General features: G+C 71.0%; 22 protein-coding genes and 1 pseudogene. 11 read left to right on the forward strand and 12 right to left on the reverse strand.

The window, feature by feature from the left end:
- Positions 1-71: 71 nt before the first annotated feature.
- The 8 genes from F0L68_RS28835 to F0L68_RS28875 form a co-directional block, all read right to left on the reverse strand.
- Positions 72-1,211, reverse strand: coding sequence for a hypothetical protein (locus tag F0L68_RS28835; RefSeq protein ID WP_149852984.1), 1,140 nt, complete (start codon positions 1,209-1,211; stop codon positions 72-74).
- 34 nt (positions 1,212-1,245) lie between these two features.
- On the reverse strand, positions 1,246-2,025 hold the full coding sequence (locus tag F0L68_RS28840) for a Rieske (2Fe-2S) protein (protein ID WP_149852985.1): 780 nt from the start codon (positions 2,023-2,025) through the stop codon (positions 1,246-1,248).
- Positions 2,022-2,603 carry an RNA polymerase sigma factor gene (locus F0L68_RS28845; RefSeq protein ID WP_223199223.1) on the reverse strand — a complete coding sequence of 194 codons (582 nt, stop codon included), beginning with the start codon at positions 2,601-2,603 and terminating at the stop codon, positions 2,022-2,024. Before F0L68_RS28845 ends, F0L68_RS28840 begins: the two co-directional genes overlap by 4 nt.
- Positions 2,604-2,754: 151 nt before the next feature.
- Complete coding sequence (locus tag F0L68_RS43750; protein ID WP_223199224.1) at positions 2,755-4,788, reverse strand: putative Ig domain-containing protein; 2,034 nt, start codon at positions 4,786-4,788, stop codon at positions 2,755-2,757.
- A 468-nt stretch (positions 4,789-5,256) separates the two neighbouring features.
- Positions 5,257-6,888 carry a long-chain fatty acid--CoA ligase gene (locus tag F0L68_RS28860; RefSeq protein WP_149852986.1) on the reverse strand — a complete coding sequence of 544 codons (1,632 nt, stop codon included), beginning with the start codon at positions 6,886-6,888 and terminating at the stop codon, positions 5,257-5,259.
- A 90-nt stretch (positions 6,889-6,978) separates the two neighbouring features.
- The gene (locus tag F0L68_RS28865; RefSeq protein WP_149852987.1) at positions 6,979-9,492 is read right to left on the reverse strand and encodes a DEAD/DEAH box helicase; all 2,514 of its coding nucleotides are present in this window, start codon (positions 9,490-9,492) and stop codon (positions 6,979-6,981) included.
- 75 nt (positions 9,493-9,567) lie between these two features.
- Positions 9,568-12,387, reverse strand: coding sequence for an AfsR/SARP family transcriptional regulator (locus F0L68_RS28870; protein WP_149852988.1), 2,820 nt, complete (start codon positions 12,385-12,387; stop codon positions 9,568-9,570).
- A gap of 41 nt (positions 12,388-12,428) precedes the next feature.
- On the reverse strand, positions 12,429-13,565 hold the full coding sequence (locus tag F0L68_RS28875; protein ID WP_223199225.1) for an MFS transporter: 1,137 nt from the start codon (positions 13,563-13,565) through the stop codon (positions 12,429-12,431).
- Positions 13,566-13,968: 403 nt separating this feature from the next.
- On the opposite strand from F0L68_RS28875, the gene F0L68_RS28880 reads away from it, so the two are divergent.
- The 9 genes from F0L68_RS28880 (at position 13,969) to F0L68_RS28920 (ending at position 22,838) form a co-directional block, all read left to right on the forward strand.
- Positions 13,969-14,790 carry a TOMM precursor leader peptide-binding protein gene (locus F0L68_RS28880; RefSeq protein ID WP_149852990.1) on the forward strand — a complete coding sequence of 274 codons (822 nt, stop codon included), beginning with the start codon at positions 13,969-13,971 and terminating at the stop codon, positions 14,788-14,790.
- Between the two features lie 142 nt (positions 14,791-14,932).
- Positions 14,933-16,270: an amidohydrolase family protein gene (locus tag F0L68_RS28885; protein ID WP_149852991.1), complete on the forward strand. Its 1,338-nt coding sequence runs from the start codon at positions 14,933-14,935 to the stop codon at positions 16,268-16,270.
- Between the two features lie 232 nt (positions 16,271-16,502).
- The gene (locus F0L68_RS28890) at positions 16,503-17,126 is read left to right on the forward strand and encodes a helix-turn-helix transcriptional regulator (RefSeq protein WP_149852992.1); all 624 of its coding nucleotides are present in this window, start codon (positions 16,503-16,505) and stop codon (positions 17,124-17,126) included.
- Between the two features lie 200 nt (positions 17,127-17,326).
- Entirely contained in the window at positions 17,327-20,242 is a 2,916-nt protein-coding gene (locus F0L68_RS28895) for an AfsR/SARP family transcriptional regulator (protein ID WP_223199226.1), read from the forward strand.
- Positions 20,243-20,401: 159 nt separating this feature from the next.
- Entirely contained in the window at positions 20,402-21,241 is an 840-nt protein-coding gene (locus F0L68_RS28900; RefSeq protein ID WP_149852994.1) for a helix-turn-helix domain-containing protein, read from the forward strand.
- A 16-nt stretch (positions 21,242-21,257) separates the two neighbouring features.
- Positions 21,258-21,467: a DUF397 domain-containing protein gene (locus F0L68_RS28905; protein ID WP_149852995.1), complete on the forward strand. Its 210-nt coding sequence runs from the start codon at positions 21,258-21,260 to the stop codon at positions 21,465-21,467.
- Positions 21,464-21,901, forward strand: a complete 438-nt coding sequence (locus F0L68_RS28910) for a hypothetical protein (RefSeq protein WP_149852996.1) — start codon at positions 21,464-21,466, stop codon at positions 21,899-21,901. The genes F0L68_RS28905 and F0L68_RS28910 overlap by 4 nt, the downstream gene beginning before the upstream one ends.
- Positions 21,902-21,914: 13 nt before the next feature.
- Positions 21,915-22,355 carry a hypothetical protein gene (locus tag F0L68_RS28915; RefSeq protein ID WP_149852997.1) on the forward strand — a complete coding sequence of 147 codons (441 nt, stop codon included), beginning with the start codon at positions 21,915-21,917 and terminating at the stop codon, positions 22,353-22,355.
- Between the two features lie 126 nt (positions 22,356-22,481).
- Entirely contained in the window at positions 22,482-22,838 is a 357-nt protein-coding gene (locus tag F0L68_RS28920) for a hypothetical protein (RefSeq protein WP_149852998.1), read from the forward strand.
- Between the two features lie 80 nt (positions 22,839-22,918).
- Here the strand turns inward: F0L68_RS28920 and F0L68_RS28925 are convergent, their stop codons facing one another.
- Positions 22,919-23,128 carry a hypothetical protein gene (locus F0L68_RS28925; protein WP_149852999.1) on the reverse strand — a complete coding sequence of 70 codons (210 nt, stop codon included), beginning with the start codon at positions 23,126-23,128 and terminating at the stop codon, positions 22,919-22,921.
- Positions 23,129-23,357: 229 nt separating this feature from the next.
- Between F0L68_RS28925 and F0L68_RS28930 the strand changes: the two genes are divergently transcribed.
- Entirely contained in the window at positions 23,358-23,753 is a 396-nt protein-coding gene (locus F0L68_RS28930; protein ID WP_149853000.1) for a hypothetical protein, read from the forward strand.
- A gap of 5 nt (positions 23,754-23,758) precedes the next feature.
- On the opposite strand, the gene F0L68_RS28935 is transcribed toward F0L68_RS28930, so the two are convergent.
- Positions 23,759-24,166: a hypothetical protein gene (locus F0L68_RS28935; RefSeq protein ID WP_149853001.1), complete on the reverse strand. Its 408-nt coding sequence runs from the start codon at positions 24,164-24,166 to the stop codon at positions 23,759-23,761.
- 143 nt (positions 24,167-24,309) lie between these two features.
- Between F0L68_RS28935 and F0L68_RS28940 the strand changes: the two genes are divergently transcribed.
- Positions 24,310-24,948 carry a hypothetical protein gene (locus tag F0L68_RS28940; RefSeq protein WP_149853002.1) on the forward strand — a complete coding sequence of 213 codons (639 nt, stop codon included), beginning with the start codon at positions 24,310-24,312 and terminating at the stop codon, positions 24,946-24,948.
- Between the two features lie 9 nt (positions 24,949-24,957).
- Here F0L68_RS28940 and F0L68_RS43755 read toward each other — a convergent pair whose 3' ends face one another.
- Both F0L68_RS43755 and F0L68_RS44935 read right to left on the reverse strand, forming a co-directional pair.
- Positions 24,958-25,173, reverse strand: a complete 216-nt coding sequence (locus F0L68_RS43755) for an NUDIX hydrolase (protein ID WP_223199227.1) — start codon at positions 25,171-25,173, stop codon at positions 24,958-24,960.
- A gap of 17 nt (positions 25,174-25,190) precedes the next feature.
- Positions 25,191-25,385 (reverse strand): annotated as a pseudogene (locus tag F0L68_RS44935) (NUDIX domain-containing protein); the annotation flags it as partial.
- Between the last annotated feature and the right edge of the window lie 70 nt (positions 25,386-25,455).

Below are 25,455 nucleotides of genomic sequence, written 5' to 3' on the forward strand. Positions count from 1 at the left end.
GCGCACCGGACACCCGATGACGGTGCCCGGTGCGACCCCCAGTAACCCGATCAGTCAGTCCCGACGGGCCGTCATTGGTGCCGCAGCACGAGCCCACCGTTGCGCGAGACGCCGACCGCCCACGTGTCGGCGACGCCGGTCCGGCCGGACACCGCGAGCAGCTCGCTGAAGTCCGTGCTGCCGGGGGCGGGCACCGTCGACCACGCCGTGCCGTCCCAGTGCAGCGTGACGGCCTGCGACTGCCCGCCTGCCTGCGTTGGGCCGTAGCCGACCGCCCAGACGTCGTTGGCCGCCCGTGCCGTCACACCCGTCAGCACCGGGTACACCGCTGGCGACGGCGCGGGCACGACCGACCACGCGACGCCGTCCCAGTGCTCGACCAGCGTGCCGACCGGTGTCCCGCCGAGCGCGACGACGTCCCCGACGGCCCACGCGTCGTTCGCGCCGACCGCCGCGACCCCGTCGACCGCGAACGTGGTCTGGAAGTTGGGATCGTTGGGCAACGGCATGGTCGCCAGACTCCAGGCTGTGCCGTCGAAGTGCAGCGCGTAGGTCCTGGTCTGCGGGCTGTCCGTCGTCAGGAACGTGCCGACCGCCCAGACATCGCTCGCGTTGCGCGCCGACACCGACGTGAGCCGCGAACCGAAGCCGCCCGCCGGCTGCGGCACGGATACCGTCGACCAGGCGCTGCCGTTCCAGTGCGTCACCACGCCGCCGTCGCCGACCGCCCACGCGTTCGCCGACCCGAGATCGGCCACGCCGTTGAGAGCACCCACTCCGACGCCGAGGCTCGCGTCGGCCGACCACGCGGATCCGTTCCAGTGCAGCGCGATCGCCTGCCTGCCGCGATATCCGCCGGTCCTGGTGAACCCGACCGCCCACGCGTTCGTCGCCGAACCGGCGCTCACCGCGAGCAGACCGGCCGCGTTCGGGAACGCCGGTGTCGGCGCGATCGACCAGGCGTTGCCGTTCCAGTGGTAGACCGGCAACGCGGGATTCGTGCCGGCCACGCCGAAGGACGTGCCCACCGCCCAGGCATCCGTGGCCGACTGCGTCGCCACGCCGTTCAGCATGACGTTCGTGCCGGCAGGCGGGAACTGCGGCACCGAGACCGGTGTCCACCCCGTGGTGCTCGCGGTCGCCTGACCTGCGACGGCGATCAGCGCGCCGGTCAGCGCAGCCGCGCAGACACCCAACCGATAGCGGGACATCGAAACCCCTTGTCCGGCCCGGCGGGCGCGGGCCTCACCTAGAGGTAGGCGGCGGGGTTACACCCGTGCTCGGCGGCACGAACACCTGCACCGCGCCGTCGGACTCGCGCACCTGGAACAGCGACAGCGGCGTCAGCTCCACCGGCAGCTCGTACCGCACGATCGCCCCGCTCAGCGCGAAAACCGCGTTGTGGCAAGGACAGTTGAGCTGCCGCGAGGACGCGTCGAGCGCGAGCCGGCAACCCTGGTGCGTGCACACCCCGGACACGGCCCGCAGCTGGCCGTCCCTGCGTTCCAGGAAGCCCGACGCCGAGCCGAGGTCGAACTCGCGCACCGCGCCCTCGCCGAGTTCGGCGCTCGCGGCGACGGTCCGCCACGCGCCGACCGTGGGTTGCAGCGTCTCGGATGCCTGGCCGTCCGGGTCCGGTTTGGTCGTCGCGGCGATCACCCGGTCGGCGGTGACCCCGGCGGCCAGCGAGGCCGCCGCGATGCCGGCGACCCGTACGAACCGCCGCCGCCGCACGTCCCGCCCGGCCACACCCGACCGGTCCACGTCGTCCGCTGCCTCAGGGGATTCCGTGGTGTCCCACGTCGGCGGGCCGGCCTCGGCGACACCGACCGGCCGGGCCAACGCCACCGCGAGGCGTTGGTGCAGCGTGGACACGAACTCCTCGCTCGGCTCGTGGTCGCCGGCGCGGGCGGCGCGCAGCTCGATAGCCACGCGCAGCTCCTCGGCCTCGTCCTCGGTGGCGGGGAACGGTTCCGGCTGTTGCTCGCGCAGCATGCTCTCGACGAAGCGGTCCACCCGGTTCATGACCGTCCCTCCGTCCTGCTCGCGTTCCTTGCCGCCTGCCGCAGTGCGCGGTGCTGGAGGACCTTCGCGTTGGCGACGGTAATCCCGAGTTCGGCGGCGGCCTCCCTGATCGAGTATGCGTGCAGGAACCGCAGTTGCAGTATCCGCCGATAGCGCTCCGGTAACTCGGCCAGAATACGATCCGCGCGCTGCGGCGCGTCGCCGCCGGTCTCGACCCGTTTGTCCTCGGTGTCGCCCGTGATGGTGGTGATCTCGCGGCTGAAGGTCTCGCGCCAGTGCGCGGCGAGCACGGTCCGCGCCGTGGCCGCCAGGTAGGCGCGGATCTGCGGCGTGCTGGCCGTCGTGCGCAGTGGACGCAGCGCGGCGAGGAACACCTCGGCGGTCAGGTCCTCGGCGTCGGCCTGGTTGCCGACCCTGGCGAACAGCAGGCGGTACACCCAGCTGACGTTCTCCCGGTAGATGGCCTCCCACTCGGTTGCGGGCGCACCGCCATCGCCGGGCTCCTGCGGCGAGCCTGCGGGCGAACCGGGGGAGTGGCGGACGGGAGCGATCCGCGCGGTCTTGCCGATGTCGTTCAACCGCAGTGCGCCTCCGGGTACGTCGCGCCTCAAGGTCGGTTCGAGGCGCCGTCAAGCCTAGGAGCGAAAAGGCCTTTGGGGACACGGCCGAATGGCGGCGGCCGGTGCCCACCCCGCGCCAAGGCGTGGCGGACACCGGCCACCCATGTGATCAGCCGATGTTCACGGCGGTGTCGTCGATGACGAACGAGGTCTGCTGGCTGCTGTCCTCAGTGCCGGTGAACTTCACCGTGACGGCCTGCCCCGCGTAGGCGGACAGGTCGAAGGTGCGCTGGGTGTAGCCGGTGGCGGCGTTGAGGTTGGAGTAGGTGGCCAGCGTGCCGAGCACCGTGCCGGAACTGTTGAGCACCTGCACCTTGAGGGTGTCGTAGGCCGTGCTCGTAGTGGTCTCGGAGGTGTCGATGTGCAGCCAGAAGCTCAGGCCGTAGGTGGTGCAACCGGTCGGCAGCGTGACCGACTGGGCGAGCGTGTCGGTGTGGCTGCTGCCGTAACCGTCCAGCCAGGCGTCCCAGGTGCCCGAGTGGGCGGGTTCGGTGGTGTCGTTGCTGATCACCCCGCTGGTGGCGGTCCACGGCGAGGCGGTGCCGGTCTCGAAACCAGGGTTGCCGAGCAGCTGCTTGGCGGTGCAGCCGCCACCACCCGGGTTGATGGTCCAGGTGAACGAGGTCGTCCCGGAGGGTCCGGTGGAGTCGGTGGCCTTGACGGTGACGTTGTTGCCGCCGGCGGTGGTGGGTGTGCCGGTGATCAGGCCGGTGCTGGTGTTGATGCTGAGTCCGGCGGGGAGTCCGGTTGCCGAGTAGCTGAGTGTGCCGCCCGCGGTGTCGCTCGCGTTGATCTGGAGGCTGGCCGCGGTGCCCACGGTTCCGGTCTGCGCGCCGGGGTTGGTGACGGTGACGCTGCCGGCTGCGCCGATGGTCCAGGCGAAGGTGGTCGTTCCGGACGGTCCGGTGGAGTCGGTGGCTTTCACCGTGACGTTGCTGCTGCCGACCGCCGTGGGCGTGCCGGAGATCAACCCGGTGCTGGCGTTGATGCTCAGCCCCGCGGGGAGTCCGGTGGCGGTGTAGGTGAGTGTGCCGCCTGCGGTGTCACTGGCGTTGATTTGGAGGCTGGCGGCCGTGCCGACGGTTCCGGTTTGTGGGCCGGGGTTGGTGACGGTGACGCTGCCGGCTGCGCTGATGGTCCAGGCGAAGGTGGTTGTTCCGGAGGGTCCGGTGGAGTCGGTGGCCCTGACGGTGACGTTGGTGCTGCCGGCGGTGGTGGGTGTGCCGGTGATAAGGCCGGTGCTGGCGTTGATGCTCAGCCCCGCGGGGAGTCCGGTGGCCGAGTAGCTGAGCGTGCCGCCTGCCGTGTCACTGGCGTTGATCTGAAGGCTGGCGGCCGTGCCCACGGTTCCGGTCTGCGCGCCGGGGTTCGTGACGGTGACGTTCCCGGTCGTGCTCCATGCGTCGGTGATCGGCGTCGCCGAGGCCGCGGCGCCCGCGTAGGGCAGGCCGTACGCGTCCTCCAGCGTGCGCAACACGTTGTAGTGGTTGATGTTCTCGCCGTAGGACCCCGACTTGACGCCACTACCGTAGAAGATCGTCGGAATCTGGTTGTTCTGGCTGAAGTCGTCCTCGTCCCAGGTGACCACCAGCAGGCTGTTGTGCGCCTTGGCCCACTGCGCGTAGCCGTCGATGTTGCTCTGGAGCCACGTGTCGCCCTGCGCGATCGTGCCGTCGTGCATGTCGTTGATGAGGTTGGGCACCACGACCGACACGGTCGGCAGCGTCGTGTAGTCCGTCGGGAACGCCCCGAACGTCTTGTTCGCGCTGGACGACACGTTGGTGAAGTTCACCCACGGGTTGTGCTTGCGGGCGTAGTCGCCGCTCGTGCATCCGGTGTACCCGTTGGACGGCATGCTCTCGGAGTAGCCGCCGAAGGTCAGTCCCGCTCCCGTCAGCTCCTGGCCGAGGTTCGCGCCCGAGTAGGTGTGCGGGCAGGAGTCGTCGGACAGCCCCTGCGTGGAACCCGAGAAGAACGCGAGGTAGTTGGGCTCGCTCGGGTGGCTGACGGCGAACGACTGGCTGAACGACGCGCCGCCCTGCACCAGCGTGTTGTTGATGTAGGGCGCGGACGAACTGCCCACGATGTCGGCGTAGGAGTGGTTCTCCTCGATCACCACCACGACGTGATCGGGCCTTGGCACCCCGTTCGCATGGGGGACAACGGTGTCGGCACCTTGGGGCTGAGCCGATGCGTTGCCTGGGGCGAGGACCGCGATCGCCATCGCCGACAGCGCGACTAATCGGACGAGCTTGCTGTGTAGCCGAAGCACAAACGCCTCCCGGGAGATTCGGTGACGAAACAGCACGGAGTTTCGCCCGAGATGCCGGCTACCGACAGTGGATGTTCGGTAAACGCTCAGCGACACCTCGGACTGTCCAGGGGAGACAACCGGGCATGCCGACCCAATTGCCCCGACCGAGCAGTCAACGCGCTGACCTGCCACAACCAACACCACCGCGCGAAGGGTCTCCTTGACGTGTTAACACAAAGGCCCGCCGGAAATGTCCGGCGGGCCATGGTGTGCACGAGTTCTGCGGTTTGGTGCCTCACAACGGATACGCGTCGCGTTCGACACCGGCGAGATCGAGCAGGAACGACCGCTACCGGTTCAGCCGCGCCCGATGGTGAGCACGTCCAGCTCGCCGTCGGCGTACCTGGCGCGCAGCCGCTTCTTGTCGAACTTGCCGACGCTCGTCTTGGGCACCTCGGCGATGATCGCCCAGCGCTCGGGCACCTGCCAGCGCGGCACCCGCTCGGCGAGGAAGTCGCGCAGCTCCTCGACACCCGCGGTCGCGCCCTCGCGCAGCACGACCGTGGCCAGCGGGCGTTCGCTCCACTGCGGGTCGGGCACGGCGATGACGGCGGCCTCGGCGACCGAGGGATGCGCCATGAGGTTGTTCTCCAGGTCCACCGACGAGATCCACTCGCCGCCGGACTTGATCACGTCCTTGGCGCGGTCGGTCAGCGTCAGGTAGCCGTCGGCGCTGATCGTGGCGACGTCGCCGGTGCGCAGCCAGCCATCGTCGAACTTCTCCGCGTCCTGGTCGAGGTAGTAGGCCGCCGCGACCCACGGCCCGCGCACCTCGAGTTCGCCGACGCTGTCGCCGTCGTGCGGCATCACCGACCCGTCCGGGCCGATCAGCCTGGCCCGCACGCCACAGGGGAACCGCCCCTGCGTGTACCGGTACGCCCAGGCGTCCTCCTCCGACACGCGTGCCGGCGGGTGCGCCACCGCGCCGAGCGGGGACGTCTCGGTCATGCCCCAGGCGTGCAGGATCGTCACCTGGTGCCGCTCCTGGAACGCTCGCATCAACGCGGGCGGGCACGCCGAGCCGCCGACCACCACCCGGTCCAGGCTGGACACGTCGACGGGGCGCGCGTCGAGCTCGTCGAGCAGGCCGGACCAGATGGTCGGCACCGCGCCGGCCACGGTCGGCTGCTCGGCGGCGATCATCGCGGCGAGCGGCGCCGGCTGGAGGTAGCGGTCCGGCATCAGCATCGACGCCCCGCACATGAACGCCGCGTAGGCCAGGCCCCAGGCGTTGGCGTGGAACATCGGCACGACCGGCAGCACGATGTCGCTCCAGCTCAAGCCGAACGACTCAGCGGTGTTGATCTGCATCGAGTGCAGGTACGTCGAGCGGTGGCTGTAGGCGACGCCCTTGGGATCGCCGGTGGTGCCGCTGGTGTAACACATCGCGGCGGCGGACCGCTCGTCCAGCTCGGGCCAGTCGAACTCGTCCGGCTGCGCCGCCAGCAGCTCCTCGTAGTCGTGCACGGTCCGGCCCGATCCGGCCAGCGCGGACGCGTCGCCGGTGCCGACCACCACGATGTGCCGCACGGTGGTCAGCAGCGGCTCGATCGCGGTGAGCAGCGGCAGCACGCTGCCGTCGACCAGGATGACCTGGTCCTCGGCGTGGTTGATCACGTAGGCGAGCTGGTTGGGCGCGAGCCGCAGGTTCAGCGTGTGCAGGACCGCGCCCATCGACGGCACCGCGAGGTACGCCTCGAGGTGCTCGGCGTTGTTCCACATCAGCGTGCCGACCCGCTCGTCACCGGTGACGCCGAGGCCCCGCAGCGCCCAGGCCAGCCGCGCGGCCCTGCGGCCGACCTCGGCGTAGCTGCGCCGCCGCGCCTCGGTGCCGGTCCAGGTCGCCACCTGCGCTTCGCCGTGCACGGTGCTGCCGTGGCGCAGGATCTGGGTGATGGTCAACGGTTGGTCCTGCATCGTGCTGAGCATCGCGGCGGCCTCTCTGATGCAGCGGTCTACCAAGCAGTAGCGGTGAATATCGCACCTTAGGACACACCGCGCTGACCAGGAATCACCTCGTCACGTCCCGAGCTGGTTCACCTCGGTCACGTGCACGACCGCGCTGCCGACCTCGTCGGAGGCGGCCAGGTCGACCTCGGCGCTGATGCCCCAGTCGTGGTCGCCCGCCGGGTCGTCGAAGATCTGCCGGACGGTCCACCGGTCGGGCTGCTGGTCGATGAGCAGCAGCGCGGGGCCGCGCGCGTTGGGGCCGGTGCCGATCGAGTCGTAGGAGTCGTAGTAGGGCTCCAGCGCGTCCTCCCACCGGTCGGCGTCCCAGCCGGCCTCGGCGTCGAGTTCGCCGAGTTCGTCGTAGCGGCGCAGCGCGGCCAGCTCGACGCGGCGGAACAGCTGGTTGCGCACCAGCACCCGGAAGGCCCGCACGTTCCTGGTGACCGCAGGCGGCCGCTCGTCCACGACGCCGGCGGTGTCGGCGGTGTCCTCATCGGGATTGCGCAGCTTCTCCCACTCGTCCACCAGGCTGGAGTCCACCTGCCGCACCAGTTCGCCGAGCCACTCGACCAGGTCGTTGAGCTCCTCGGTCTTCGCCTCGTCCGGCACGGTCTGCCGCAGCGCCTTGTAGGCGTCGGCGAGGTAGCGCAGCACCAGGCCCTCGGAGCGGGTCAGGCTGTAGAAGCCGACGTACTCCACGAAGGTCATGGCGCGCTCGTACATGTCGCGGGCGACGGACTTCGGTTCGAGCTGGTGGTCGGCGACCCAGGGGTGGCCGGACCGGTACATCTCGAACGCGGCGCCGAGCAGCTCGGCGAGCGGCTTGGGGTAGGTGACCGACTCCAGCAGCTCCAGCCGCTGGTCGTACTCGATGCCGTCGGCCTTCATCTGGTTGACGGCCTCGCCGCGCGCCTTGAACTGCTGCGCGGACAGCACCTGACGCGGATTGTCCAAAGTGGACTCGATGACCGACAGCGCGTCCAGCGCGTAGCTCGGCGACTCGCGGTCCAACAGGTCAAGCGCGGCCAACGCGAACGGCGACAGCGGCTGGTTGAGCGCGAAGTCGAACTGGAGGTCGACGGTGACGCGCACCCGCCGCCTCTGCTCGTCCAACTCGTCGAGCCGCTCCACCACGCCGGCGGCCAGCAGCCCCCGGTAGATCGCGATGGCCCTGCGGATCAGCTTGCGCTGCGCTGGCCGGTCCTCGTGGTTGTCCTCCAGCAGGTGCCGCATGCCGGCGAACGCGTCGCCCGGCCGGTTGATGACGTTGAGCAGCATCGAGTGGCTGACCTGGAAGCTGGACGTCAGCGGCTCCGGCTCGGCGGCGACCAGCCGCTGGAAGGTCGGCTCGCCCCAGGACACGAAGCCCTCCGGCGCCTTCTTCCGCACCACCTTGCGGCGCTTCTTCGGGTCGTCGCCCGCCTTGGCCAGCGCCCGCGCGTTCTCCACGTCGTGGTCGGGCGCCTGCACGATGACGGTGCCGACGGTGTCGTAGCCCGCGCGGCCAGCGCGGCCCGCGATCTGGTGGAACTCCCGCGCCTTGAGGTGCCTGGTGCGCACGCCGTCGTACTTGGACAGGGCCGTGAACAGCACCGTGCGGATCGGCACGTTGATGCCGACGCCGAGGGTGTCGGTGCCGCAGATGACCTTCAGCAGGCCGGCCTGTGCGAGGAGTTCCACGAGCCTGCGGTACTTGGGCAGCATGCCGGCGTGGTGCACGCCGATGCCGTGCCGCACCAGCCGGGACAGCGTCTTGCCGAAGCCAGCGGTGAACCGGAAGTTGCCGATCAGCTCGGCGATCGCGTCCTTCTCGGCGCGGGTGGCCACGTTGATGCTCATCAGCGACTGCGCGCGTTCCAGGGCCGAGGCCTGGGTGAAGTGCACGACGTAGACCGGGGCCTGGTTGGTGCTCAGCAGCTCCTCGATCGTCTCGTGCAGCGGCGTGGTCACGTACTCGTAGTGCAGCGGCACCGGGCGGTCCGCCGAGCGCACGACGGCGGTGGTGCGGCCGGTGCGGCGGGTCAGGTCCTTCTCGAAGAAGCTGACGTCGCCGAGCGTCGCCGACATGAGCACGAACTGCGCCCCTGGCAGTTCGAGGATCGGCACCTGCCAGGCCCAGCCCCGGTCGGGCTCGGCGTAGAAGTGGAACTCGTCCATGACGACCTGGCCGACGTCGGCGTCCGCGCCGTCGCGCAGCGCGATGTTGGCCAGGATCTCGGCCGTGCAGCAGATGATCGGCGCGGACCCGTTGACGCTGGAGTCGCCGGTCATCATGCCGACGTTGGCCGCGCCGAAGATGTCGATCAGCGCGAAGAACTTCTCCGAGACCAGCGCCTTGATCGGCGCGGTGTAGAAGCTGCGCCTGCCCTGCGCCAGCGCGGTGAAGTGCGCGCCGGTGGCCACGAGGCTCTTGCCGGAGCCGGTCGGCGTGCTCAGGATGACGTTGGACCCCGAGACGATCTCGATCAGCGCGTCCTGCTGGGCGGGGTAGAGCGTGAGCCCACGCTCCTGCGCCCACTCCGCGAAGGCGTCGAAGAGGGTGTCGGGCTCGGGGGTGGCCGGCAGGCGATCGGTGAGCGTCATGATGGTCTGATCGTGCCTGATGGGCCCCGCGCGCACACCCCGGGGGTTAGGCCGTGTCCCGGCCCAGGTCGGCGTCTAGTCCAGGTCGGCTAGCTTCGACCGGACGCGCTCGACGTCCTTCGTGCGCCGCTGCGCCTCGTACAGGGCGAGGGCCTGCCGCCACGCGTCGCGGGCCTCGTCGGGCCGGCCGAGGGCGAGCCGCGTCTCGGCGAGCCGGTCCACGGTGTTGGCCTCGTGGTAGGTGTTGCCGAGGTCGTGGCGCAGCGTGCGGGCCCGCCCGTAGTGGTCAAGAGCCCGCGCGTGCTCGCCGGTGTGGTGGGCGAGATGGCCGAGGCTGTCCAGGATGTTCGCCTCGGTGTCCTGGATGCCCAGTTGGCGGCACAGGGCCAGCGCCTCGTCCAGCGCGGCCTGCGCCCGGTCGTAGTTGCCGAGCTTGGTCAGGTACCAGCCGACCGCCGCCTGCGCCCGCACCTGGCCGGTCGGATCGCCGAGCGCCAGGTACAGGTCGAGGGCGGCGGCGGAGTGCCTGAGCGCCGGTTCGTAGCCCTCCCGCTGGTCCCAGGACGCCGCGAGCGCGCCGTGCGTGTGCGCCTGGCCCGGCCGGTCCCCGGTGTCCTCGGCCAGGGCGAGGGCCCGCTGGAGCTGGTCCGTGGCCTCGGCGTGCTGGCCGCTGCGGGAGAGGGTCCAGCCGAGCATGCGGTGGGCGCGGAGCTGCGCGGCCTGGTCGCGCTCCTCGGTGGCCGCCGCCAACCCGGCCTGCCAGGTGGCGAGCTGGTCGTGGGCGTGGCCGCGCCGGTGGTGGTAGGTGCCCAGCGTCCAGGCCAACTGCCACACCGGCGGGTGCGCCCCGCGAGCCAGGGCCGCCTGCTGGACGGCGAGCAGGCAGGCGTGTTCGGCGTCGAACCACGCCATCGCCTCGGCCTGGTCCGTCATGGGGCGCGGGCGGCAGCCGGGTGCGGGCTCATCGAGCTGGAGCTGGGGCCGGTGCGGTTCGAGCGTGTGGTCGCCGATCTGCGCGGTGTGCACGTAGAAGTCGGTCAATCGGCGCAGGGCCTGCCGCCGCTCGGCCTCGGGCTCCTCGGCGAGCGCGGTCGCGTTGGCGTGCTGCCGCAGCAGGTCGTGGAACCGGTAGCGCCCTGGCGCCGGCTCCGCGAGCAGGTGGACGTCCACCAGACCCTCCAACAGGAGTTCGGCGTCCCGCTGGTCGACGGCGGCCAGCGACGCCGCCGCGGCGGCGTCGAAGTCGAGGCCGGGATGCAGGCCGAGCAGCTGGAACATCCGTTGCTGAGCCGCGTCGAGGTGTTCGTAGGACAGGGCGAACGCGGCGGCCACGCTGCGGTCCCCGGTGGCGAGTTCGCGCAGCCTGCGCCGTCCCTCGCGGAGCCGGCCGGCCAGGTGCGCGGCCGTCCACGCCGGCCGGGTGCGCAGCCGGGCGGCGGCGATCCGGATGGCCAGCGGCAGGTACCCGCACAGCTCGACGACCTCGGCGACGGCCGCCGCGTCGGCGTCCCCGCTAGGCCCGGTGCGGTCGTCGGGCCCGGTGTCGCCGCCAGGTCCGGTGCCGTCGTCGGGCCCGGCGACGCGGTCGAACAGCGCGATCGCCTGCTCCGGCGGCAGCACGTCGAGCGACAGGGTCCGCGCGGCGTCGAGGTCGGCGAGCCGCCGCCTGCTGGTGATCAGCGCGAGACAGCCGGCCGCGCCGGGCAGCAGCGGACGTACCTGGGCGGCGCTGGCCGCGTTGTCCAGCACCACCAGGGCGCGTCGGTCGGCGAGTTCGGCCCGCCACAGCGCGGCCCGCTGGTCCAGTTCCTGCGGCACCTGCTCGCCGGACACACCGATGGCGCGCAACAGGATGTCCAGCGCGGCGGCGGGATCGGTGGCCTCCCGCTCGGTGGTGTGGCCGTGCAGGTCGATGAACAGCTGCGCGTCGGGAAACCGGTCGACCAGCCGGTGTGCCGCGTGCACGGCCAGGGTGGTCTTGCCGACGCCCGCCATTCCGTCGATGGCCTCGATGACCACCGTGCCGGCCGGGTCGTCCCGGTCGGGCAGCGCCGCGAGGAGCCTGGCCAGTTCGGCGTCGCGGCCGGTGAAGTCGAGGATGTCGCCGGGCAGGTCGTTGCGCGGGCCGGCGCGGACGGGGGCCGGTCGGCCCTCGGCGGCGGCAGCGCCGACGTCACCGCGCAGGATCCGTTGGTGCAGCTCGACGATCTCCGCGCCGGGGTCGATGCCCAGCTCGTCGGCGAGCGCCGCGCGCACCGCCTGGAACACCCGCGACGCCTCGGCCGGCCGGCCCGCCCGGCACAGCGCGAGCATCAGGTGGCCGTGCAGGCGTTCCCGCAGCGGGTGCTCGGCGACCAGGTCCCGCAGCTCCGCGACCAGCTCGGTGTGCCGGCCCTCGGCGAGGTCGGCGGCGATCCGTTCCTCAAGCACCGCAAGGCGTTCCTCGGCGAGGCGGGCCGCGTGCGCCGCGAGGTTCCTGCCTGGCACGCCGAGCAGCGCGACGCCCCGCCACAACCCGAGCGCCGCGCCGAAATCGGCCGCTGCCGTCTCGGCGCAGGCGCGCCCGCGCCGCGCCAGCTCCCGGAACGCGTCGAGGTCTAGTTCGCCGGGCTCGACCCGCAGCCGGTAGCCGGCGGCGAAGGTGAGGCGCTGGTCGCCGTCGGGTTCCGCGGCGGCCAGCGCCTGCCGGACCCGGAACACGTAGGTCTGCATGGCGGAGGCGGCGTTGACCGGCGGATCGTCATCCCACAGCGCCTCGGCCAGTCGCTCGACCGGCACGACGCGGTTGGCGTCGAGCAGCAACGCGGCCAGCAGCGCGGGTTGCCTCGTGCCGGGCAGCCAGACCGGGCCGACCGACCCGCGCGCCTCGACCGGTCCCAAGATCCGAAACTCCACCGCGCCCCTCGGTTGCCGCCGTCCCTCAGCAGTCCGTCACTCTATCGGCCGAATGATCGCCGCGCGGTGCCCGGAGCCGGGCCGAAAAGGCACATCGTCAGCACGGCGAGCACCGCGACCGAACCGCCGAGCGTCAGCACGGTCGACGGCGAGGTGGCGTCGACGACCACGCCCCCGAGCAGCGCGCCGACGGACAGGGTCGCCTGGAACGACGAGGTGAACAGCACCGAGGCCGCCTCGGTCGCGCCGGGAGCCGCGTGCGCGAACCAGGTCTGCGAGCACACCGGCACCGCGCCGTAGGCGAGCCCCCACATGATCAGCAGCCCCAGCGCGCCGACCTCGCCCCCGCCGACAACGGGCAGCAGCAGGGTCGCGGCGGCCAGCAGGCCGGCGCTCACCGCGAAGGTGCGGCGCAGTCCGCGCGTCACGGTCGCGCCGGCGACGAAATTGCCGACAATGCCAGCGCCGCCGTAGGCGAGCAGAAACGCGGTGATCGTGCCGGGGTCCGCGTGCGTGACCTCGCGCAGAAACGGCGTCACATAGGTGTAAGTGCCGAAATGCGCGGCGACGACGAGGATTGTCACGGCAAGGCCGGCGCGAATACCGGTGCCGCGCAACAGTCCGCGCAACACGGCCAGGCTGGTGACCCGTTCGGCCGGCAGCGGCGGCAGCACCGCGACCAGCGCCACGAACACGCCGACCGTGAGGACCCCGAACACGACGAACGCCACCCGCCACCCGGCGAGGGTTCCGATCAGGGTGCCGGCCGGCACGCCGAGCACCGAACCGAGCGGAACCGAGGCGAAGATCACCGAGGTGGCCGTGCCGACCTTGGCTGGCGGCACCAGTCGCGCGGCGAGCCCGGCGCCGATCGACCAGAACGCGCCGATGACCAGGCCGACCAACACCCGCGACACCAGCATCACCCAGTAGGCGGGCGCGGCGGCGGCGAGGAAGTCGGCCAGCGCGAGCAGGAGCGTCAGCGCGCACAGCATCAGCCGCCGGTCCAGCCGCGCGGTCGCGACGGTGACCAGCGGGGCGGCCACCGCCGCGAGGAGGCCGGGGATGGTCATCATCAGCCCGGCGGTGCCGTCCGAGATCCGAAAACTGGTCCCGATCGGCGTCAGCAGGCCGATCGGGAGTATCTCGGTGGTGACGATCGAGAAGATCCCGGCCATTACGAAAATGACGGCGAACCAGTTTGTCGGCGTGGTTCGGGAGTCGGTTGGCGCTGTTGCTGTGGACATGGCTCCGGTCCTGTGTGCTGGGACGCTGCGGGGGAATGCGTCCACTGCACCAGGCGCGGCGGGGCGAGGTCTGGCGTGTTCGCGACGTTGACGGTGCGCGAGCCGTTCGCGGCATCGCCGCCCGCCCGCCGGGCCCTGACGACCGTTCGGCTTTTTCGGGTTGACAGGCAACCGCATCGTTGCTGCTCAGCGGCCGGTCATCTTTGGGCAGCAAGCGGTGGCGAAGGGGGCACACCTCTACGCCGACGGCTGAATTGTTGTTGTTCTCTGGTGTAACTCTGGTGACCTGCCGGTTGGGGCGATTGTGCCGCCGCGTCGACAGGGAGGTGGAGAAATGAGCGACGACGCTCGTCGACTCGTCGCCGACGATCCGATCATCTCGGATTGCTCGACGATGCCCGCCGCCTGCCTGCGGATGCAGGCCGACATCCACCAGGACGCCCAGCTCGACCGCACCGTCGGCGTGCTCGGTCTCGGCGCGATCGGCGCCGAGGTCACCACCCAGTTGCTCCGCTACGGCGTGGCGCGGATCAGCGGCCAGGACCCGAGGACGATCGCGGGCAGGCTCGGCCCGACCATCGGCGCTGCCTTCGCCGACCGGTTCGAGCATGACGACCGCGTGACCGTCCACAATGGAGGGTTCGACGAGCCGGGGATCGCCGAGCTGGTCGACTCGGTCGACCTCATCGTCGCCGCCGTGGAGACCCACTCGCCGACGTTGCTGCACCTGGTCAACGGCGCCGCCATCGCGGCGGGCAAGCCGTGGCTGCCGGTCTACCTGGACGACAGCGACGACCTGGAGATGGTCGTCGGGCCGTTCGTGTGGCCGGGAGTCTCGCCCTGCTACAACGAATACGAGATCCAACACGAGGTGTCGCGCGCCCTGCGCGGCGACTACCTGCTCGGCAAGGAGGCCCATGACCGCATCGCCGTCGACGAGACCGTCAGGCTGCTCCCCTCGCACGCCGGGCTTGCCGCTTCCTGGGCCGTTGCTGCCGCGCTGCCCTATCTCGTGGACGGGAGCAGCTTCCTAGCCGGCAAAGCCATTCGACTTGATATGGCACGCTTGGAGGTCACGACGGAGCGGGTGGTGCGGCTGCCGGACTGTCCTGCGTGCTCGGGATCGCGTCCGGGCCACGGCCACCCGTTCCTGTGAACAGCCCGTTTCCGCGAACAGGTGGTGGGCGCGCCACTCGCGCGCCCGGCGCGTGGCCGACGCTGCCGGCAACGCCAGGAGGTCGCCGCTCGCGGGGTGCGGCGAGTCCGGCCCGGCGGGTGTCGGAAGGGGGGTGGCTCCGGTGCTGTTGCACACCGCGCAGCGCCTGTTCGACGGGCGGCACTGGTACGCGGACGCCTGGCTGGAACTGGCCGGTGACCGGGTCGCCGACTGGGGCAACGGGGTGCCGCCGGACGGCGAGATCGTCGGCGAGCACGTCTGCGTGATGCCGGCCCTCATCGACGCGCACTGCCACGTGGCCGGCAGCGCGGAACCCGTGACACCGGTGCAGATCGCCGACCCCTACGAGCCGCAGCGCGGCTGCCTCGCGCTGCTGCACGAGGCCGGTGTCGGCGCGATCAGGGACCTCGGCAACCACCCGGAGATGATCACCAACCTGACCAGGCTGCCCGACACGGCACCCGTGCTGATCAGGTCGGCGGGCGCGGTGCTGGACGAGCCGCCAGCGCAGGTCGCGCACTGCCGGCTGGTCACCGACGCCGAGCAGGTGCGCCAGGCGGTGCGGGTCGCCGCCGAGGAGGGCGCCAGCTGGGTGAAGACGTTCGCGAACCTGCGTCCCGAACTGGTCGCCGCCGCCGTGCAGGCCGCCGATCGGTTCGGCCTGCGCGTCGCGCACCGGCCCGGCCGCACGGACGCGCTGACCGCCGCGCGGCTCGGCGTCGACACCGTCGAGCACCTCGCGCTGTGCGCGCCGCCGAGGAATCGGCAGTCACCCGCGCACCGCCCCGCGGCCGAGGTGCTGCGCGACTGGGCCGAGCCCGGCGTGCTGGAGAACCTCGCCGGCACCCTGGCCGAACTGGCCGAACGCCGCGTCCGCCTGGTGCCGCTCGTCCTGGCGACCCGGCGCGCCGCGGTGCTGGACGACGCGGTCGGCGAGCCGAGGCTGGAGCGCCTGCTGAACATCGCGCCCATCCACCGGCACCTGATCGACATGCGCGGCGCCGGCCTCAACCTCGGCCGCCGCTTCGCCCGCAACTACCTCGGCTACGAACACCTGCGGGGCAAGGCGCGCAGCACCGTCGAGCAGGGCTGGACCACGCTGCTGGCCGCCCTGCGCGACGCGTACGAGGCCGGCGTGGTGCTGCTGCCCGGCAGCGACGCCGTCGGCATCTCCCTGGTCCCGGGGTACGCGCTGCACGAGGAACTCGGCCTGTGGGACCGGGCCGGCATCCCGCGCGACGCGATCCTGCGGGCCGCCACCGGCCAGGCCGCCGCGCTGCTCGGCATCGCGGGCCCGAAGGGTCGGGACCCGTGGACGGCCGGCGTGCTCGCCGTCCGCAAGGACCCGACCGTCGCGACGAATCTGCCCGGCGTGTTCGCCGACGTCCGCTTCCTGGTGCCCCCGACGACCACCGCGGCGGTCGAGCAGCGTCGCACTCCGTTGGAGCGAGCCCAGTGACCGGATGGGCCATTCGTGGCACCATGTCAGCCAAACGCAACAGTGTCGGTGCATTCAGCACAGTACAAAGAGCATTGCCGCAGTTCACCGCCTGACTGGGGGCGGCAAGGCGGAGTCGGGGGCTGTCCGCTTGTTGTTCGCTCGGCGAACGACAAGCGGACGAGAAGCGATCGTGAAGAATGCCTTCCCACACTGACGTTCCCTGGTTGGCAGCGCTGGGAAGGACAAGACCGTGGATCACGTGCTGGTGGCGGTTGAGGCAGGAGACTCGATCACAAGGGCCGGGGTGGTCAGCCACCTACAGAGCAGGCCCGAGATCGAAGTAGTGCCGGAGCAACGCGCGTCGGAGGCCGATGTCCTCCTGGTGATCGTCGACGTGGTGACCGCCGAGGTGGTTCGCCGCCTGCGAGAAGTCCTGTCCCGCAACAGGAGCCGGCTCGTGCTGGTCACCACCCAGCTGCGCCAGGCGGACCTGATGGCCACCGTCGAATACGGCCTGACCTGCGTCATCCCGCGTTCGGAGGCGAGCGCCGAGCGCCTGGTGACGGCCGTGCTCGCCGCCGCGCGCGGCCACGGCCAGCTGCCGCCGGACCTGCTCGGGCTGCTGCTGCGCGGCGTCAGCCGGCTCCAGCGCGAGGTGCTCGGCCCGCGCGGCCTCACCTCGGTCGGGCTCGCCTCCCGCGAGGTGGAGGTGCTGCGGCTGATGGCCGACGGCATGGACACCGCGCAGATCGCCCAGCAGCTCGTGTACTCCGAGCGCACGGTGAAGAACGTGTTGCACGGCCTGATGACCCGAATGAAGCTACGCAACCGTCCGCACGCCGTCGCCTACGCACTGCGCGAAGGGCTCATCTGACCAAGCGTCGGTCGGGGTCCGGACTCACCCGACCGTCGGAAAATTGGTCCGATAGGCATAACGCGATTGTGGCGAACGCCTCGCCCACTAGGCCACCAGTGTGGTTTTTTACCAAGATCAAGCGCGGAGAGGCTTGAATACACTCCGTGTCGAGTCTGGGGGCCAGTAGTGGGGAACTCCGGTTCTCCCTCCTAGGTCCGTTGCGTGCCTGGCGGGGGGAGGATCTCGTTGCGCTGGGGCCTCCCCAGCGCAGGGCGGTCCTTGCCGTGTTGCTGCTGCGCGTCGGACGGGTGGTCAGCGCTGACGAGATCATCGAGGCGGTGTGGGGCGAGGATCCGCCGCTGACCGCGCTCGGATCCGTGCACACCCACGTCAGTATGCTGCGGCGGGTGCTCGATCCGGCCAGGCGGTCGGACGACGCCCCGCCGCCCGTGCTGCGCTCCATCGGCAACGGATACTCGATCCCCGCGCCGGGCCCGCAGTCCGACCTCGCGGCCTTCGACCGGCTGGTCGCGCAGGCCCGCAGGACGTTCGAGGCCGCCGAGGTCGCCGCCTCGGCGGACCTCTACCGCGCCGCGCTCGACCTGTGGAGCGGCGACGCGCTCGCCGACCTCCCCGGTCCGCTGGCCGAGGCCGAGCGGACTCGGCTCGCCGAGCAGCGGCTGTGCGTCACCGAGGAGCGGTTCGACGCCGACCTCCAGTGCGGCCGGCACACCGTGGTGGTCAGCGAGCTGGCCGCCCTCGCCGAGGCGCACCCGATGCGCGAGCGGCTCAGGGTCCTGCACATGCGGGCGCTGCACCGCTGCGGGCGTCGCGCCGAGGCGCTGGCCGTGTACGCGGACACCCGCCGCGTGCTGATCGACCAGATCGGCATCGAACCCGGCCAGGAGCTGCGCGAACTGCACCGAAGGCTGCTCAGCGCCGAGGAGGACGAGGAGCCGCGGCCGGCGCGTCCCGCGCGGGTCGGGCGCGCCGCCGTCGGCGACACCGCGGGCCACGCCCCGGCGACCGTGCCGGCGCAGCTGCCGGCCGACCTGCCCGACTTCACCGGTCGGACCGCGCTGGTTCGCCGGCTCACCAGGACGTTCGAGCCGAGGGCGCACCGCAGCGCCCCGCCGGTCGCGGCGATCTCCGGCATCGGCGGCGTCGGCAAGAGCAGCCTCGCCGTGCACGTCGCCCACCTCGTGCGCGAGCACTACCCCGACGGACAGCTCTACGTCGACCTGCACGGCACCGGCGAGCACGGCGCCGACCCGCTCGCCGTGCTGGCGACGATGCTGCGCGGCCTCGGTGTGCCGCCCGGCGCGGTGCCAGCCGACCTGGCCGAGCGCGCCGCCCTGTTCCGCTCGGTGTTGGCCGACCGGCAGGTGCTGCTGGTGTTCGACTCGGCGAGCAGCACCGAGCAGATCCGCCCGCTGCTGCCCGGTTCGGCGACCTGCGGGCTGATCATCACCAGCCGGACGCAGCTGATCGACCTGCCCGGCGTGGAACAGTTCGACCTGCCGAAGCTGTCGGTCGAGGAGGCGCAGACCCTGTTCCACCGCACCGTCGGCCCCGAGCGGACGGCGGCGGAACCCGGGCCGGTCAAGGACATCGTGGCCGCGTGCGGCGGTCTGCCGCTGGCACTGCGGATCGCGGCCGCCCGGTTGGTCGCCCGTCCACAGTGGACTGTGCAGACGCTGGCCGACAAGTTGCGCGACGAACAGAGCAGGCTCGACGAGTTACGCGTCGGCAGCCTGGCCGTCGAGGCCTGCTTTCATCTCGGCTATCGGCAACTGGACCCGGTGACCGCACGGGCGTTCCGGCTGCTCGCGCTGCCCGAGGGCCCGTCCATGCCGCTGACCGCCGCGGCCGCCGTGCTCGACCTCTCCGTCGGCGAGGCCTCGGACCTGGTCGAGCGGCTGATCGACCTGAACCTGTTGTCCTGCACCGTGCCCGACCGCTTCCAGATGCACGACCTGCTGCGGTTGTTCGGCAGGGCGCGCAGCCAGCAGCACGACCCGGCGGAGCACCGCGTCGCGGCACTCCGCCGGTTCGCGGATTCCTACCTGGTGACGGTCGGCCAGTCGTTCCGCTTCCTGCAACCGGGCGGCGAGGTCGACGCGAGCTACGACACCAGCCGCGCAGCCGGGCCCGCACCGGCGAACCAGGACGACGCGGTCGCCTGGCTGGACGGCGAGATGTCCACGCTCATGGCCACCGCGCGGCAGTTCGCCACCGACAACCTGCTGCCGAGTGCCGTGGTGGTCGACCTGATCACGCTGCTCGACCCGTTCCTCGTGCGGGGAACGTACTTCGAGCAGGTCGGCGAGCTGGGCGGTCTCGTCGCCAAGGCCGCCGGCGAGGCAGGCGACCGCCGCAGCGAGGCGTGGGGCAGGCGCAAGGTCGGCGAGGCGTACCTGCGGCGGTTCGAGCTGCCCGAGGCGCGCGCCGAACTGCGCGCGTCGCTCCAGGCCGGCCGGGAGTGCGGCGACACCCACTCCGTGGCCAGGACGCTCGACCTGCTCGGTGTGGTGGCGTGGCGGCAGAACAGGCTCGACGAGTCGCTGGACCACCTCACCCAGGCCGTGACGATCTACCGGGAGTTGGGCGACGAACTGGGGGAGGCCTACGTGCACAGCACGATCGGCCGCACCAGGGCGGAACGCGGCGACTTCGACGGCGCGGTCGAGGCGAGCGAGCGAAGCAGGCGGATCTATCGCAGGCTGGGTAATCATGTCGGCCTGGCCAGGGCGCTGCACCTGCTCGCCGGCGTGCACCTGAGGTTCGAACGGTTCGAGGAGGCCGTTGAGTGCCTTGAGGAATCGCTGGTGTGCTGTAGGGCAGTCGGGCAGAAGTTCGGCGAGGGCCACAACCTGGCGCAGCTGGCGAAGGCCTATCTCGCGTGCGGGCAGGCGCAGCGCGCGCTGGAGTGCGCCGAGCAGGCGCGCGAGGTGAGCGAGCTGATCGGCGACGCGCACCTCAACGGCCTGGCGAGCGCCGAGGCCGGGCGGGCACTGCGGGCGTTGGGGCAGTTCGACCGGGCCAGGCAGCAGTTGGCGACGGCGAGCAGCCTGCTCCAGGACCTGGGTTCGCCGCAGGCGGCGGCGGTGGCTGCGCTCCTCCGGTCGGTCTAACTTCACGGTCAGATTATGCATCGGTCCATTGCCCGATTCGGGGTGTTCTGAGCGTAGTTCGAGATTCGAACGGGTGAATCCAAGGCGTAGAGCGTGATTCCTTCTGTTTGTGCGGTACCTGGCGCGCGGTGTATTGGTTTTGCGACCAGGGAGGCGTCCATGCCGAGGATGACTGAGCACACGTTTCGGGAGCGGCAGTTCGGTCGGGAACTGCGGAGGCTGCGCAAGGAGATGGGGTTCGGCCTTGCGGAAGCCGGTAGGGATCTCCAGTTCTCGGTCGCCAAGATGAGTCGGATCGAACTGGGGCAACTTCCCACCTACCACGAGCTTCTCGCCCTGCTGGACAGGTACGGGATCCTGGCCGACGAGTGGCCTCCGTACATCAAGGCGCTGGAGCGGGCCGCAGAAAAGGGTTGGTGGCGAATCTACGGAGCGATCAAGCAAGGTTTGATCAGCATGGAAGACGCGGCCGAACTTCTCTGTGAACTTGAAATGGCACTGATCCCCGGACCGTTTCAGTCAGTGCCGTACATGCATGCCGTCTTCGCCAACGGAGGCATCGAGTTTTCGCGTCGGCGGATCGAGAAGCTGGTCGCGCTGAGGCTGCGTCGGCGGGAGCGGTTCACCGGCGAGAATCCGCTGCGCTATCACGGCATCATCGATGAGAGCGTGCTGACGAATGTGTGGGGGAGTCGGCAGGACATGCGTGATCAGTTGCGTCAGCTCGTAACGGTGAGTAGCGCATCCAACATTACCTTGCAGGTCATGCCGCGGACCGCTGGGATTCACCATGGCCGACTCGCTAGCTTTCGCGTGTTCGCTTTTCCTGATCCGGAAGAGGGCGACCAGATACACATGGAGAACATCTTCAGGTCGGTGTACGTGGACGATCCAGAAGACGTTCAGGCGGCTAAGATGCTGTTCAAGCGGCTGGCGGTGCGAGCATTGAACCCTGAAGAGTCGGTGCTCTGGATCGAGCGGCTGATCGCTGAGATTTGAGCGGAGGACGGCGGCAATGTCCACTGTGGACTTAAGTAGTGCTCGATGGCGCAAGTCCAGCCGAAGCGGCGGCAACGGATCCGATTCCAGCTGCGTCGAGGTGGCCTTCTCCTGCCGTACCACCGCCATCCGTGACTCCAAGAACCCTGCCGGCCCCGTCCTCCTCATCCCCGCCACCAACTTCACCGCCTTCCTCAACACCACCAAGCACCAAGGAGCACAGTGAGCGGCATCGCGACCCGCTGGGTCACCGCGCAGGAGTTCCCCGTCACCGAGCACGACCTCACCACCGACGGAACCCTCGACCTCGCCGCCGTCGAACGCTGGCTCGACACCACCCGAGCGGCCTACCTCGACCACTGCGCGCTCCTCCAACAGCAACCCGGTCTCCTCACCGCCCGCCCGCGCGCACTTCCCGACCTCGCCCCGTTCGGCCGACCGACGACCGTCTACGTGTCGGCCGGTGCCTCCGAGGTCCATCCCGCCTCCTTCACCGTCTCCCTCCGGCTGCGCCCCTTCGGCGGCGACGTCGACACCCCGCTCAACACCACCTGCGTGATGACCCTCGTTGACGACACCACCGGCGAGCCCCGCGAGCTGGGCACCGCCGTCCGCGACGAGCTGATCGCCCTCGAACACGCCGCCCGCCACATGAACTGATCCCGGGAGCACAGTGCAGGTTTCCGCGCCCAAGTGGCTCATCCGCCAGGAAATCCCCGTCGTCGACGAGGATCTGACCGCCGACGGCGCGGTCAGCCTCCTCGCCGTCGAACGCTGGTTCACCACGGTCGCCGCCGCCTACCTCGACCGCTGCAAGTCCCTGCACCGGGAACCGTCGCTGGCGCTCAACCTCCGCCTGGACGCGCCGCTCGATCCCGCGCCGCTCGGCCGGCCGACCAAGGTCGTCGCGTCGGCCAGCGCGTCGCAGCTCCGACCGGACGCGCTCACGATCGAGCTGCGCGTGCGTCCCGTTGGCCCGAACGCGGGAGCCAGGATCGGCAACCTCTGCGTGGTGACCCTGCTCAACACGGCCACCTGCCTACCGCAGCCCATGGACGCGGTGATCCGCGCAGAGCTGCTCGCGCTGGAAAGGGCCGCCCGCCACAACAACTGACCGCCAGGGCCTATGATCCGATCATGACGTCCTTCCGAAAGGCCCATGGCGCGTAGGCCGCCAACGCGGGTCCGTCGCGACCTGCCCCGCGCATTCCGCCCGTACGAACCGGCGCATCCCGCGGTCGTGCCCGGCCTGTCCATCCAGGCGCAACGCCAGATCCTCGAGTTCGAGTGCCAACGCCGCACACCGGGCGACATTGCCAACGCCGTGCGGAGCTGGTCGTGGTTGGTCCACCGGCCAGGCGCGCCCCCGCTCGCCCGTTCCTACGGCACCTTCGTCGGTTGCGAAGAATGCGACTGCTACGGCCACGACTGCATGGACAGCCGAAGTCTGCTGGAACTGGCGCTCCGGGCACTCCCGCCCGGCGCCGCGCGCGAACTGCGGCGGGTCGTCGCTCCGCTCGACGAGGTCTATCTCCGTCGCGTCCTGCCCAACCCCGTTGTCGGCGAATGCCTTGACTGGTGGCGGTTCCAGCGCTGACCTGTTCGTGAAGCCAACTCCGCAAACGTGATTCTGGCGGCGGCCGGCCACCCCGACGCGTGAGGTGGCCGGCCGTCGGCTCAACTGTGTTCGACGCGCCGCTGCCGCAGCACCCGCGCGACGTCGGCGGGCGACGCGTGCACCCGTGTGGCCCGCGTGCGGTCGGCCGGCGCCGGTATGCGGTTCTCGGCGACCTGTGCGGCGGGGCTCTCGGCCTTGTCGCGTGTGCCGAGGGCGACAGCATCCTCGACCGCGGTTACCGAACCCTCGACAACGTCCTCGACACCCATATCGCGATCCTTCCTGCGCACCGAGCAGGCCCGTGGCGCGCCCCCGACCGCCACGGAGCCGGACGCGTCACATCGTGGCCCAGCCGAGGGGATTCCGAGCCCAGAGACACCCGGTCAGGTGACGCGGGCCCCGGTCGGCCCCACCTCGCGCAGCATCGGCCGCCGCGACGCGCCACCGTCCGGGCGACATTCCCCGAACCGTCCGCCACCTGCGGTTATGTGTGCGGTCATGACACGCTCGCGGCGCAGGGCCGCAGCCGCCCTGGCCCTGCCCTTGCTGACCGTCGGCCTCACCGCGGCCGCCGGCCACGCCGACGCGGCCCGCGAACTCACCTGCGAGCCGGGCTACCTCTGCCTTTTTGCGGGTCCGCACGGCACCGGCCGGGTGCTCTACGCCGCCGACGCGCACGTGACCTCGGACTGGTTCACCCTGGCCGACGCCGAGGACATCGAGCCGCCGATCTTCCCTCGGTCCGTCCGCGACCCGCTGCCCGATGGTTTCGGCTGCACCGTGCGCCTCGACGACCAGCCGAACCTCGCCGGCACGGGTTGGGAAGTCGGCGACCTCGGCGTCGACGAGCTGACCGGCGCCCGCGTCGCCTCGCTGGCCCCCATCTGCGGCTGACGCGCTCAGTCTTCCTGGGGCATCGGCCATTCGCGCAGCGGACCGCCGACCTGGGCCGACACCAACGCGCTGAGCGCACCCGGGGTCAGCGAGCCGTCGAGGTCGTCGGCCGGCACGTGGATGTCGGCCCAGATGTCGAGCGACGACAGGACCAGCCCCCACTGATCGCGCGTCAGGGTCATCGTCACGACCTGATCGGCCGGCGGCCAGGTCTCGGATCCCGCCACGCCCGGAGTCCAGTGCGCCACCTGGTCCCAGCCGGCCTCCCGGACAAGGTGCCCAGTCGCGACGAACTCCTCGTCGCCCTCCTCGGCCCTGGTGCTCACCTCGTTGTCCACGACCGCGTCGATGACCTGCCACTGCCGGGTGGTCAGTCGCACCGGGGTTTCCTGCTCGGGAGACGGAGTGCTCATGGCGAACCATCGTCCCGGCGCGAGCCAACGGCCGCAACGAGTTCCGTCGTCCTGACCGCGAATCGACCGAGGCGCCGACCGGCCAACCGACGCGGATCGCATGAGGGCACAACCGAACCACTCGTCGGCACGTCCTACCGACCGTGATCGACACGAGCGGTGCCCTGACCTACGACGCGTGGACGCGGAACCAGCGCGCCGCGTCGATCGCGATCGTCTTCGCCATGTGGGTCGTCGGCGGGGCGATCCTCGCCGTCGGCTTGGTGGGACTGCGCCTGCTGGCCGGCATCGACGGGTTCGCCGATCTCGCACTGGTCGGCGCGCTGCACCTGTCCGTCGCGCTGCTGCACGGGCGGGTGAGCGTCTCGGTGTCGCTCGCGGCGGCGGGCGGCGTGGGCCTTGGGCTCGGTGTCCTCGGCGTGCTCCTCGTCGTGCTCTCGCACGGCCACACGGTCGACCCGGAGTACGTCGCGTGGTTCGGCACGCAGGCGCTGGTAGCGGTGCTGGTCGCCATCGTGGCGGGAGCGGCGCGGCACGGCGGTCACGCCGGAACGTGGGCGGGTGTCGCGGGCGGGGCGCTCGGCGGCATTCCCACCGCGCTACTGCTCGGCGGGGATGCCGCGCCCTTCTACCTGTTGGCCACGCTGGGACTGGCTGTCGCCGCCGTACCGGTGTTGGTGCGGGACCTGCGCTCCCTGCGGGTCACGCTGCCGCTCGGACTGCTCGGCTCCGGCGCGTTCGGCGTCGCCTACGCGCTCCTCGCCCAGGCGCTGCGCGCGTGACCGATCCCGCTACCCGAGCGGCACGCCGTGCTCCAGGTAGCGCAGGCGGCCCGCCTCCCGCGCGGCCACCGCACCGATGACGCGGCGAGCCAGGCGCGGCGGGAGCCGGTCGGCGAGCGCGTCGGGAGCCACGAACTCGTACGACGCGATCTCGTCCGAGCCGAGCACGATCTCCTGCTGCCGCGCCAGGTTGAGCGTGCCGCCGTCGAAGACGAACAGCACCATGTCGCCCCGGCGAGGCCGAGTTCCTCCTCGACCTCCCTGACGCAGGCCTCGTAGGGAGTCTCACCGGCCTCGATCATGCCGCCGGGGATCTCCCAGCCGTCCTTGTACGTCGGCTCGACCAGCAGCACATTGCCGTGCTCGTCGAAGAACAACGCGCCGGCAGCCGAGACAACGCGGGTGAAGGACGCGGACAGCTCCTCGTCGGTGGTCACCGCGCCAACCTACCGAGCTGCCGACCTACCGAGCTGCCAACCTACCGACCTAGAAGTGTCCTGAAGATCT

The organism is Solihabitans fulvus (assembly GCF_008386585.1).
Lineage (GTDB): Bacteria > Actinomycetota > Actinomycetes > Mycobacteriales > Pseudonocardiaceae > Solihabitans > Solihabitans fulvus.